Origin of the sequence: Nonomuraea sp. NPDC048916 (genome assembly GCF_040649575.1) — a bacterium.
Classification (GTDB): Bacteria; Actinomycetota; Actinomycetes; order Streptosporangiales; family Streptosporangiaceae; genus Nonomuraea.
This window is the reverse complement of sequence record NZ_JBEZFS010000078.1, coordinates 1-10,610: the sequence shown is the minus strand read 5'-3', so window position 1 is coordinate 10,610 and position 10,610 is coordinate 1. Positions and strand designations below refer to the sequence as shown.

Here is a 10,610-nt window from a genome sequence, read left to right as displayed (position 1 = left end):
CTGCCCGCTACTGCCTGATCCGCTCCTACCTCGGCACCGCCCGCAACCACGGCGTCCACCCACTCGATGCTCTCCGTGACGCGCTGGCCGGGAACCCTTGGATGCCACCCCAAAACGCCTGATCAATCACAGGCCTGAATGGATACGACAAATGTCCATTTTATATAGGGGCGGCCCGATGGGCTTTCTTTCTAGAATCATCGGCGGTATAGGGGCCGCTGCGCTCGCGGGAATCGCGCTGGTTGCGGTGTCGCCGTCAGCGCAGGCGATGACCGGCCCGGCGAGGGTCCTGATCGTCCCGTGCGACGCGGACGCGCTCGTCGCGGCGATCCGAGCAGCGAACGGATTCGGAGTCGCCAGGCTCCTTCTCTCGCCGCACTGCGTCTACAACTACACCACGGCGAACGGCCCCGGCGACGCACTGCCGATCATCACGGGCGACATCACTCTGGTGGGCGGGCTGAGCACGAAGATCAGGCGCGATCCGGCCGCACCTGACGCCTTCCGTGTCCTGGAGGTCGCATCGGGGGCGACGCTCCGTGTTCTCAGGATTTCCATCCTGGGCGGAAGCACGGCGGGCCTCGGTGGTGGAATCCTCAACGCGGGCACCGTGGTTCTGGACCGGACCACCCTTGCCGGCAACCGCGGAGCAAACGGTGGCGCGTTCGCTAATAATCCGGGCGCCAAGGCGACAATCTTCCTCAGCCGGTTCAACGCGAACTCGACAACGGGCGTCGGAGGCGGCGCGATCCTCAATTCGGGGACGCTGACGGTGTCCAGGAGCGTCCTGTCCGGGAACAGTGCACCGATCAACGGCGGTGGGCTGAACACCCAGCCGAACGGCGTGTCGCACCTCATCCAGACCAGCCTGGACAACAACACATCCAGCGGCCTGGGAGGAGGCATCTCCAACCTGGGAACCACCACGCTCGATCGCGCCCTGGTCACGCGGAACAAGGGGTCCGCCGGCGGTGGAATCGCCACCGGCAACACCAATGTCAGCGTGCGGAACTCGATTGTCCGTGACAACATCCCCGATAACTGCAGCCCGATGAACACCATTCCGGGCTGCGTCGACTAGCCGTCGGCCGGCACCGCTCGGAATGCGAGGCTAAGGGCGTGTCCGGTGGATCTCTGTTCGGCTGCGCGACGAACAAGATCCACCGGCCGTCTACGGGCGGAACGAGGATCAGTGCTGGACCCTGGCCCGGATCGCCGGACTGGCCAGGGAGCTGTTCCGAGTGCCCCGCTACCTTGAGCGGACTGGACTGTCTGCCGCGTCGGCTGGGTTGGAGCTGGCAGGTACCGGCTCGGCGCGCAGTAGAACGCGACGAGCAGGCGATCGCCACCCGGCGCAACGATGTCCGGAGGAGCGCCCAGCGCGTCGCCCACAGAGGAGCCGACGACCGAGCCAACGGCACGCTGCGCAAGATTCCACCAACAGGCTACGTAGCCTTGCAGTGCGAGGTACAGCGGCTCCCGCGGCCGCACCACAAGTTGAGGGCCGTCACCGACCGCGACACCGACACCGACTAAGGTCCTTCGATGCGCCTGTATCTCTCCTCCTTCCGGATAGGTGATCGTCCAGACCGGCTGCTTGCGCTGCTGGGCGGGCAGGGTTCGGCCGAGGTCGCCGTGATCGCCAACGCGATGGACGCCCAACCCCAAGACGAACGCATGGCCGGGGTTGAGCGTGAGGTCATCGCGCTCACCGCGCTGGGGCTGCAGCCGACCGAGCTTGACCTGCGCACGTTCTTCGACCAGCCTCACCAAGCCGTCACGGCCATGCTGGCCCGCTTTCCCCTGGTCTGGGTGCGCGGCGGAAACGTGTTCATGCTGCGATACGCGCTCGCCCGCAGTGGTGCCGACACCGCACTGACAGCCTTGATCCGACAGGACGCGGTGGTCTACGCCGGATACAGCGCCGGCCCGTGCGTGCTGGCTCCGAGCCTGCGCGGACTGGAGCACTGCGACGACCCGCACGTCGTCCCCGCGACCTACGGCGAACCGGCGATCTGGGATGGGCTGGGCATCCTCGACTACGCGGTAGTGCCCCACATCGACTCTCCGGGGCACCCTGAGTCGCAGGCCCTGGGTGTCGTCGCGGCCAACTATGGTGCGGACGGCGTCGCGCACCGCACTCTGCGCGACGGGCAGGCACTCGTCATCGACGGCGAGGACACGCATATCTATTGACCAGCACCTTGCCGACACCCGACGACACCTCGCCGATGAACACCATCGGCATTTTCAGCGCCGGGCAACAGACGGTTCCGGTCTCGAGGTCGAGGTGTTCAAGGGACAGGATGTTCACGTTTTCGGCGGTCATAGCCGCCAGTAGGCGGCGGTGGCGTCGTCGTGAGCCTTGCTGCGTGGCCAGCGAGCGCCGTGCGGGTCCGTTCGTTCGGCAGTACGGACCTGGGTGATGAGTGCGGAGGGGCCGTCGTTCTCCAGGATGTCGAGGAGGCGTCGCCAGCTGGCGAGCCCGAAAAGGTCGACCAGGCGTGATGCCCCGTCGCTGAGCAGGGCCGCAGCCCGTACCGCGTCGGTGGGAACGCTGCCGGTGAGGGCGTGTTCGGCCGCCAGGGGATCGCCGGAGGCGACCCAGTAGCCTCCGTCCCGGTTGCGGTGCCGCAGCAGGGCCTCTACGAAGGCATAGCGTTCCTGCTCGTGGTCGCTGGAGCCGGTGGGCAAGGAGTCCAGGCGCGTTCGCAGGCCGTCCGATACGCCCGCCAGACGATCGTCGCTGATCACCACGGGTTCGGGCGTGGTGTTCATGTCCAGTACGAGGACGGAGTCGGCCAGGGCCAGCCAGGCGAGGGAGTCGGGTGTACGGCGGAGCAGGAGCACCGTCGCCGAAGGTGATCCGGGATGTGCGAGGTCGCAGGTCGAGGAGTGCAGCGAGGCGACGGTCTTGATGCTGTCGGCCAGTACGTCGGGCAATGGGCGGTCGTCGGCGGCCAGCGTGGCGAGGAGGGAGGAGCCGAGCATGCGTGTGTACCAGGCCACGGTGTGGACGCATCCGGTCGGTAGACGCGAGGGATGGCCGGCGCCGTCGAGGACGACCACCGCGTCAGGGGTGGCGCCTACGAAGTCTTCGTTTTCCCGGTCGGGACCGGCCACTTCGGTGGTGAAGGTCAGGTTCACGCGGGTCAGTCCTCGTCGTGGTGGTACAGATGACTTGCCAGTTCGGCCCTGACGGGTTCTCTGGTCGTGGGGTCGTACTCGACTGCGACGGCGGAGAACCGGTGATCTTCCACCTGTCCACACAGGGTAACCGTCTCGTTGGCGAAGAGCTGGATCACGCCCAGCGAGCCGTCGCCGGCCATGCGATCTCACGTCGTCCGGGAGCGGATGCGCCGACTCACCAGGGCGATCAGCCCTATTTGGATGACGAGCATCACCAGCGCGATCAGTCCCGATGCGGCGGACATCTCTTCCTCCGAAAGCCCGCCACCACATTCCGTAATGTTGCCTCCCTCATATAACACGACGCAATCGCGTCCTATGATCGTGGCAACGATGAACCAGTTCGCGAGCAGAAGGGGCACCGCGCCCAGGACTAAGGTCAGCGCGATGTAATTCGCCCTGCCGCCTGCCGGGTTCGTCTTCGCCGGGGCATGTTGAAGACGCCCGCCCATATCCGATTCGCGACTCATTGGAAACACTTTAAGCATGGGCAAGCGATCATGAAAAGGTCGGTAGTGCGGCAGCCGCAGGCCGCTCGGAAGATCACGGTCCGGTCTTCTCACTGTCGGTGCCACTGGCTAAGGCTTCATGATCATGGCTCGCACCACTTTCAGCCCTCCGGTCGACATCACGCAGGTGTTCCCTGGGCTGAGCGCGTACGCAAGGACAGCCGTCCGTCTCCATCCACGGCCGGGGAAGCCGAGCATGCGCGACAGCCACATTGGAGGACCGCTTCTCTGGCCGTCCGGTGAGCCGTGGCCGGCATGCGACCGAACGGTCCAGGTACAGGCCGCGCCCTTCGGCCAGCCCGGCTGCCCGAAGTTGGCGCCAGACGGTTGGCTAATGACTGTTCTGCTTCAAGAGCCGTTTCGCGGCGTGCTGTACGGATTGAGTTCTGGACCGCCCGACAGCGATCTCCCCGAGCAGTTCGGCGAAGAGCCTGACTTCATCAGCGATCATCCACAGCAATGCTCGTGAGAGCCAATACTCGGACGGCCCCGCAAGTGCGCACTGGACGACGGCGTGCAGAACCTCAGCGAAGTCTGGATCATCAGGACCAAGCGCCTGCCTGGCTTGCCGCTCCACCTCCTCCCGAGGCCTCTCCAGCAGCGGTAAGAGCCCTATCCTCGACCTGGCGAAGGGCTTGTCCACCCCGGTGTTCAGCGACTCGACATTCCAGGCGATCCCGTCGACGAGCACCAGCCACGGGCCATCCGGCTTCACGGCCAGAACCCTGCGCACCGAACCGGTCTCCATGCCCATCAGCTTGACAGGCCGCCGCAACAAGATCCGGAATCTGCGCGGAATGATCAATGAAGCCGAGCCCGCCGACATCTGAGTTCCCGCAGCTCAGCGGCCCAGCGATGTGCAATGGCAGCGATCCGCTTTTAGTTCGATGCTCTGCGCCCTCCTCGCTGCTCAAGCGTCCCGGCCGTGCCCGCCGAATCGAGGGCGCCTACGGCGTCGCTTCGCGATCAGCTTCGCTGACCCTGATAGTCTCTCCCCGCTTCGGCGGGTGCAAAAGCGCAAACCATGGCAGACCTGGATTTGTCGGTCCTAGAATCGGATCATGCTCCCAGGTGTCTTGATGTACTACGAGAAGGTTGGCGCGCTGGCCAACTCGGTGGCTCAGGCGAATGTCGTCCTGACAAAAGCGTGCGATGTCTTGGACGGGGCGTCCGGCAACTCCATCGCGTCCAGTCTGCTGTATGTTCCTGACTTCAATGCGTTCGGCAACACGCCCGCCGCAGGCGGATTGTCCGGTTTGTTTAGCGGTGTCAGAGAGGCGGGCAGCACCGCTGCGGAACATCTGGGCGCGGTGTTGGACGAGGACGTCATCCGCCTGCGGGACGTGATCCGCTCCTTCAAGGAGCGTGATCATGAAGAGGCCGACCGGATCAATGCGATGGCCGGTCGCCAGACGCTGAGCGTATACAGCACCCATGTCCATTCCACCGGCAGCGAAGAGGTCCGCGGCCCGGTCTGGGTGCGCGACGACACGCCCATCGACAATGCCACAGCCGACGACTACGTTCGAGCGGGGCAAATTACAAAGTTTCAACAGTTGTTCAACGAACATCCCGGCGTGGTCGGGGGCGATTTCAATGTGGAATCCGATGCGGGAAACCGGTCCGCGGAGGCCATGCAACGCTTCCAGGAGGACGGTCACCGGATTGACGCCGGTCGGCTGAACGACTCGAATGGGGGGACTTCCGCCAGCCACAGGCACATCGACTATGTGATCACCGCCCCCGGGATCGTGGCCCAGAATCCGCAACGCGTCGACGGAGGATCCTCCGATCACGACGGTCAGCGCGTCGACGTCACCGTCCCGCGTTGGTGAGGTGCGGCCGAAGGGTCAACGGCCACCGAACGTGATCTCGATTTCCACGGCCTTCCGTGCGTCACCGTCGGTCACCTCCCCGTCGGGAGTCTTGATCTTGTCGCCCTCTGCGGTCAGATCGTGATTGGCGACGTACTGCGATGACTCGATGGCATCACCGTGACGTACCGCGACGGCATTGCCGAACGGCTCGTACAGACTGTTGGGGAGCCAGCCATCGCCCCAATATGGAGCTTTCTTCGTCTCGCCGAAGTGGACCGTCCACTCGTCTCCGGTGCGCGCTTCCAACTCCCGCTCGAGGTTCTTCGCCTCCTTGCCGGCTACCTCCTGCATGGTGACGACATCAACGTTCTTGTCGGCAATGGTCTGCGCAAGGGCCGGGATATCGCCCTGGTCGGTGCCTCCGGAATTCTTGGGCGAGTTCTTGTGTCCCATGCCGATGTTCATGTTCAGCATGCCGACGGTTCGCGGCTTCCAAGCTTCAGCGATGCCGGCCAGCGTGGTCTGTGCCGCCTCGAGTTGCGTGCGCTTCTCGGCCAGTTTTCCGTCCACACGCGATCGAATCTGCTGTGCGGCACTGATGGCGTCGCGCACCAGCTGGGACTGGGCGGCGTCCGCGGGGTAGAAGGCCAGCGACGTGCCCTGCTTCGACGGTACGCCGGAAAGCTTCTCGGCTTCACGCGTCAGCAGTTCCTGGTTGGCCCGGAGCATGTCGGCTACCTCCTCCAGCAGATCCGCGACCCGGCCCGCGCCCCGGGCAAGGTCGTCCAGCCCACCGGTTACCTTCCTCCGGTGCTTGTCGTACGCCTTCGCGGTCTCTCCCGACCACCCGCCGCCGATGACCCGTCCCGCCGCGCCACTGATCTGGTCGTCTGCCGACCCTGCGGCCTTCTGCAGGCCCCGCCACGAGCGCGCTTCCTCGTCCAGCGCCGCCGGAGCCGCCCGAAGGACCCACAGGAAGGGGTCCACCGCGATCGAGATCGGTCCATTCGACACCTCTACGCCATCGAGCGGACGGGTCATGAGGGGACCTCCTCAGTCGTTGTCGCTATAGCCATAGGGGGTATAGGTATGGATTACTGCGGATTAGCAGACATGTCAGGGATTGCTGTGTGACTATGCGGCAGCATAGTGGAGATCTTGGGCGGCCCAGGGGCATATCTTGATCAACGAGACGCTCGGCTGGGATACCCGGCCGAGCGTCCTTCGCGGTCTGACTGATCGGCGCTCGCGCTCAGTCCTTGAGTTCGCCCTCCAGCAGGCTCATGAGCAAGATGTGCTCCGTTCGTCCGATGAGTGCGGGAGTCACGACAGCAGCTCGGATGCCCGGCTGACAACGGGTTTTCGGGGTCAAGCGGCCCGGCGATCGCCCAGGGACGGCGCTCTTCGCGCGGGTGCGCTGGGTAGACCGGTGACGACGGTCCCTAGGCAGCCAGGCTCTGGCCGGTGGAGTTGACGTTCGGCGACACTCACTGCCACGGCTCCGCCCTGGGAGTGCCCCCCACGGCACCCGCGGCCGGAGCGGAGCTCAGAGAGCTTCCACGATGGGCCGGCACGTCGACCGCTGCCGCGGATTCATCCCCTATTCGACAATATGTAGTGATCTATAGTCGAGTGCCGATCTGGTACGGCAAGTTATGTACTGCCCCGAGTCATACTCACGAGCCTGGTGAGGTCGCATGTCCATGCCCGAGCTTCCGCGACGGCTGCTTGGTGCCAGTGCAGCCGCGGTGGCGAGCGTCCTTGCCGTCGTCACCATCGTGTCCGGTGTGCTGGCCGCACCGGCTCACGCCGACACCGTCCGCGGACTGGCCTGGCACCTGGACGCGCTGCGGATCGAGCAGGCGCACCGGTTCGCCACCGGCGAAGGTGTGGTGGTGGCCGTCATCGGCAGCGGGGTCGACGCCGACCATCCCGATCTCAAGGGCCGCGTCCTGCGGGGTCGTTCCTTCGACAAGGCAGCGGCGGCCGATGGCCGGGAGGACACCGACGAGAACGGCTACGACACGGGCCTGGCCGGGCTTATCGTCGGCCCGGGCGGCCACGACCAGCGGTTGCTCGGCATCGCGCCCGACGCCCGGATCCTGCCCGTCAACCTGGGCAGGAAGGTCACCCGCGAAACCTTCCACCAGGCCATCCGCTGGGCCGCGGACAACGGCGCACACGTGATCAACCTGACGACGCAATTCCTCGTCTGCGTACCGGACGATTACGACGCGATCCGCTACGCGCTCAGCAAGGACGTCGTGGTGGTCGCGCAGGCAGGTGAGCGCAGCAAGGCCCCCAGCGTCAGGTGCCCCGCCTCGGCCCCAGGGGTGATCGCCGTCGGTGGCACGACCAAGAACGGGAACGCCTGGTCGGACACCCAGATCGGGCGGGAAGTGGCACTCGCGGCTCCCGCCACGAAGATCATCAGGCCCGCGCCCCACCGCATGTCGGACAACGGTTACGTCGTCAGCGACGGCAGCACGGGCGAGGCGGCCGCCATCGTGTCGGGCGTGGCCGCCCTGGTTCGGTCGAGGCACCCCGATCTTGACGCGAACAACGTGGTCAACCGACTGATCCGCACCGCGCGTGACAAGAACGGCGATGGGCGTGACGCGATCCTCGGCTACGGTCTCGTCGATCCTGTGCGGGCCGTGACCAGCAAGATGCGGCTGGTCGACGCCAATCCGCTCGGCACACCCCCCGCTTCGCCCAGCCCCGATCCTCGCCTGGACATGCCCGCCAAGAAGGGGGACGAGCGGCCGTGGATCGAGTTCGAGGTCGTCAACCCCGTGGGGGCGGCCATACAGGCGGCCGTCATGCTGGCCATCCCGCTCGTCGTCGCCTTCTTCGTGATTCGTAACCGTCGTGCGAGGCGGCGGGCGCTCGCGGCCGGCCCGCCTGCCCCTGCGCACTGGATGGCGCCACAGCCGGGCCCGCCCTACCCCCACCAGGGGCATCAGCCGTATCAGCAGGGGCCCTATCCAGGACATCCGCCGCAACCCCGGCCCGTACCGCCGCCTCCCGGACGACCGGCCCCGCCACCGATGGGTCCGCCCATGGGGCAGGGACAGCCTCCTCCACCACCACCACCACCGCGACGGTGACGAGGGAACTCATCCGCGGCCCGATGAAGACGAACTCGGCGGTCAGGGGGTGCGGCGCAGGGGTGGACGACTGGCCCAGGTGGCCCAGCGCCAGAGCCATTCCAGGGGACCTTGGCGGTAGCGGCGCAGCCAGAGCGTGGACACCAGCCACTGGGAGACGAGGATGGCTCCGGCGATCAGGAGCACCGTCGCCGATGACCAGCCGTCCGGCGAACTGCCGATGAGGTGGGCGGCCAGCAGGACGAGGGGAGTGGCGGACAGGTAGTTGGTCAGCGCCATCCGGCCCAGCGGTGCGAAAACCCGCTGAAGCGCCGGCCGCAGCGGCGTTTTGAGCAGGAGCAGCAGCGCGCACACGTACACGCCTGCGATCAGCAACCCGGCGAGGCCCCACCAGGAGTTGAAGTGCGGGTCGCCGATCTGCGTTTCGACCTGCAGCCACACAGCGGGCACCGCCCCCGCCACGAAGACCAGGCCCAGCGCCGCCGGAACGCGAACGGAGCGCTCGATCCGGTCGATCACGCCGTACCGGGTCAGCGCCGAGCCCAGGAGGAACAGCCCGGGCACCAGCGCCACGTGGTGGTTGTTGAAAATCGGCGGCGTCACGATGAGGACGGCGGCGAGCCCCGCGACGGCCCAGCGCGGCAGCCAGGTCGAGGGCAGCAGCACCAGCAGGCCGACGACGGCATAGATGGTCAGGATGTCGCCCCGCCACAGCAGGAACATGTGAGCCAGGCCCATGGTCAGCAGCACCAGGAGCCGGCGCAGCAGGAGTAGCCGCGGGCGCGGGACACTTCGCCCCGCGGACTCCAGCAGCAGCGAGAAGCCGATGCCGAACAGCAGGGAGAAGATCGGGAAGAAGCGCTGGTCGACGAACAGGCCCAGCCCTGGCCAGGCGTCGTCCTGACTCGCCACCACCACGGGCTGTGTGAAACCTACGGTGTCGATCATGTGGGCGATCGGCTTGACGTTGGCCAGCAGAATTCCGCACAAGGCGAACCCGCGCAGCACGTCGAGCGCGGCGATACGCGGCCGGCTGGAGGACGTTGTGGTGGGGTGGCTTAATCCGGCGGCTTCCGGCGTCGGGGGGAGCGTTTCAGGTGGCATGGGGCCTTACTCTGCGGCCCCCGTTTCGATGCCGGATCGGTCGAAAGTAGGTTTCGCGGCGGCCCAGTCCGAACTTTCGGCCGGTTCGGCGCCCAGGTGGGAATGCGGCAGGTGGGTGGTAATCCTCTCTTGTTCTGGTTTGTCATGAATCGCACTGACCATGTGGACCATGCGGATCACTTGAATCCTGCCGGTCGGCGGCGACGGCGAGGTTCAGCTCACGGCGTGCCGGCGATGGCGCACGCGCGGCACGGGGGTCGCCCGCAGGTGCACTGCATGATGGCGCCGAGGACATCGTGGTCGTGGTACAGGCACTGGTCGTTGCAGGTGTGACGCGGAACGAACCCTGCCTGGATCTCGTCGGGCCAGGGGGCTTCGCCCTCGCGGCAGCGTACGAACTGCTCGGGATCCGTCGAGTGCAGCCCCTCCATGCGTGCCCGGGCCTGGGTCTCCAGTGTCCGCGTCTCCGCGACCATGGCCTTGAGCTGGGCAGCGAGGTTGGAGTACCGGTCGTCGCCGGTTCGTACGTGTGCGGCCCGCAGCGCCATCACGGCGTTGCCCAGGAAGCGGCCCGCGTCCTGGAGGTCTGTGGTGTGGTGCAGCTGAATGCCTGTCACGCCCCGGACCCACACGGCGTCGTTGTTCATTGATCAACCTTTCGAAGGGGAAGGCTGCTCCTTGTTCTGGAGTTGCTTTCGGCTATACGCGAGGGTAAGTGTATTTTTGGCGTGATTTGTATCCATTCAGGCTCGTTGTTGATCGTGTCTGGTTTGGGGTAGACGCGCCGGTTTCGCAGTGATTGTGGATGTTGTCAGGCAAGGATCGTAGTTTGAGCTCGTGTCCGACCCCCGGGACCCCAGCCGTGAGGAACTGCTGGCTGC

The 10,610-nt window shown here is 66.0% G+C and carries 13 protein-coding genes; 5 read left to right on the top strand and 8 right to left on the bottom strand.

Annotation, left to right across the window (positions count from 1 at the left end; genetic code table 11):
- Positions 1-151: 151 nt before the first annotated feature.
- The 3 genes from AB0C16_RS39295 to AB0C16_RS39285 are packed head-to-tail and all read left to right on the top strand — an operon-like array spanning position 152 to position 2,196.
- Positions 152-1,081, top strand: a complete 930-nt coding sequence (locus tag AB0C16_RS39295; protein ID WP_357691115.1) for a hypothetical protein — start codon at positions 152-154, stop codon at positions 1,079-1,081.
- 38 nt (positions 1,082-1,119) lie between these two features.
- Entirely contained in the window at positions 1,120-1,536 is a 417-nt protein-coding gene (locus AB0C16_RS39290; RefSeq protein ID WP_357691113.1) for a winged helix-turn-helix domain-containing protein, read from the top strand.
- A 9-nt stretch (positions 1,537-1,545) separates the two neighbouring features.
- Positions 1,546-2,196: a Type 1 glutamine amidotransferase-like domain-containing protein gene (locus tag AB0C16_RS39285; protein WP_357691111.1), complete on the top strand. Its 651-nt coding sequence runs from the start codon at positions 1,546-1,548 to the stop codon at positions 2,194-2,196.
- Here the strand turns inward: AB0C16_RS39285 and AB0C16_RS39280 are convergent.
- The 5 genes from AB0C16_RS39280 to AB0C16_RS39260 form a co-directional block, all read right to left on the bottom strand.
- Positions 2,165-2,329, bottom strand: coding sequence for a hypothetical protein (locus AB0C16_RS39280; protein ID WP_357691109.1), 165 nt, complete (start codon positions 2,327-2,329; stop codon positions 2,165-2,167). The two genes, AB0C16_RS39285 and AB0C16_RS39280, sit on opposite strands and share 32 nt — an antisense overlap.
- Positions 2,326-3,147, bottom strand: coding sequence for an integrase (locus AB0C16_RS39275; protein WP_357691106.1), 822 nt, complete (start codon positions 3,145-3,147; stop codon positions 2,326-2,328). Before AB0C16_RS39275 ends, AB0C16_RS39280 begins: the two co-directional genes overlap by 4 nt.
- 5 nt (positions 3,148-3,152) lie before the next feature.
- Complete coding sequence (locus AB0C16_RS39270; protein WP_357691104.1) at positions 3,153-3,329, bottom strand: hypothetical protein; 177 nt, start codon at positions 3,327-3,329, stop codon at positions 3,153-3,155.
- 6 nt (positions 3,330-3,335) lie between these two features.
- Positions 3,336-3,659: a hypothetical protein gene (locus AB0C16_RS39265; RefSeq protein ID WP_357691102.1), complete on the bottom strand. Its 324-nt coding sequence runs from the start codon at positions 3,657-3,659 to the stop codon at positions 3,336-3,338.
- Between the two features lie 370 nt (positions 3,660-4,029).
- On the bottom strand, positions 4,030-4,446 hold the full coding sequence (locus tag AB0C16_RS39260) for a hypothetical protein (RefSeq protein WP_357691100.1): 417 nt from the start codon (positions 4,444-4,446) through the stop codon (positions 4,030-4,032).
- A gap of 331 nt (positions 4,447-4,777) precedes the next feature.
- Between AB0C16_RS39260 and AB0C16_RS39255 the strand changes: the two genes are divergently transcribed.
- Positions 4,778-5,533, top strand: a complete 756-nt coding sequence (locus tag AB0C16_RS39255; RefSeq protein ID WP_357691098.1) for an endonuclease/exonuclease/phosphatase family protein — start codon at positions 4,778-4,780, stop codon at positions 5,531-5,533.
- A gap of 15 nt (positions 5,534-5,548) precedes the next feature.
- Here AB0C16_RS39255 and AB0C16_RS39250 read toward each other — a convergent pair whose 3' ends face one another.
- Entirely contained in the window at positions 5,549-6,556 is a 1,008-nt protein-coding gene (locus AB0C16_RS39250; protein ID WP_357691096.1) for a hypothetical protein, read from the bottom strand.
- A gap of 707 nt (positions 6,557-7,263) precedes the next feature.
- On the opposite strand from AB0C16_RS39250, the gene AB0C16_RS39245 reads away from it, so the two are divergent.
- Complete coding sequence (locus AB0C16_RS39245) at positions 7,264-8,625, top strand: S8 family serine peptidase (RefSeq protein WP_357691094.1); 1,362 nt, start codon at positions 7,264-7,266, stop codon at positions 8,623-8,625.
- Between the two features lie 42 nt (positions 8,626-8,667).
- On the opposite strand, the gene AB0C16_RS39240 is transcribed toward AB0C16_RS39245, so the two are convergent.
- Together AB0C16_RS39240 and AB0C16_RS39235 are read right to left on the bottom strand one after the other, a co-directional pair.
- Positions 8,668-9,729, bottom strand: coding sequence for a DUF418 domain-containing protein (locus tag AB0C16_RS39240; RefSeq protein ID WP_357691092.1), 1,062 nt, complete (start codon positions 9,727-9,729; stop codon positions 8,668-8,670).
- A 218-nt stretch (positions 9,730-9,947) separates the two neighbouring features.
- Entirely contained in the window at positions 9,948-10,376 is a 429-nt protein-coding gene (locus AB0C16_RS39235; RefSeq protein ID WP_357691090.1) for a hypothetical protein, read from the bottom strand.
- Positions 10,377-10,610 lie beyond the last annotated feature (234 nt).

Bases quoted from the DNA above. Each gene is read 5' to 3' on its own strand.
- AB0C16_RS39295 (WP_357691115.1), top strand. From the start codon at position 152: ATGTCCATTTTATATAGGGGCGGCCCGATGGGCTTTCTTTCTAGAATC.
- AB0C16_RS39285 (WP_357691111.1), top strand. From the start codon at position 1,546: ATGCGCCTGTATCTCTCCTCCTTCCGGATAGGTGATCGTCCAGACCGG.
- AB0C16_RS39280 (WP_357691109.1), bottom strand. From the start codon at position 2,329: ATGACCGCCGAAAACGTGAACATCCTGTCCCTTGAACACCTCGACCTC.
- AB0C16_RS39270 (WP_357691104.1), bottom strand. From the start codon at position 3,329: ATGGCCGGCGACGGCTCGCTGGGCGTGATCCAGCTCTTCGCCAACGAG.
- AB0C16_RS39265 (WP_357691102.1), bottom strand. From the start codon at position 3,659: ATGAGTCGCGAATCGGATATGGGCGGGCGTCTTCAACATGCCCCGGCG.
- AB0C16_RS39260 (WP_357691100.1), bottom strand. From the start codon at position 4,446: ATGGAGACCGGTTCGGTGCGCAGGGTTCTGGCCGTGAAGCCGGATGGC.
- AB0C16_RS39255 (WP_357691098.1), top strand. From the start codon at position 4,778: ATGTACTACGAGAAGGTTGGCGCGCTGGCCAACTCGGTGGCTCAGGCG.
- AB0C16_RS39250 (WP_357691096.1), bottom strand. From the start codon at position 6,556: ATGACCCGTCCGCTCGATGGCGTAGAGGTGTCGAATGGACCGATCTCG.
- AB0C16_RS39240 (WP_357691092.1), bottom strand. From the start codon at position 9,729: ATGCCACCTGAAACGCTCCCCCCGACGCCGGAAGCCGCCGGATTAAGC.
- AB0C16_RS39235 (WP_357691090.1), bottom strand. From the start codon at position 10,376: ATGAACAACGACGCCGTGTGGGTCCGGGGCGTGACAGGCATTCAGCTG.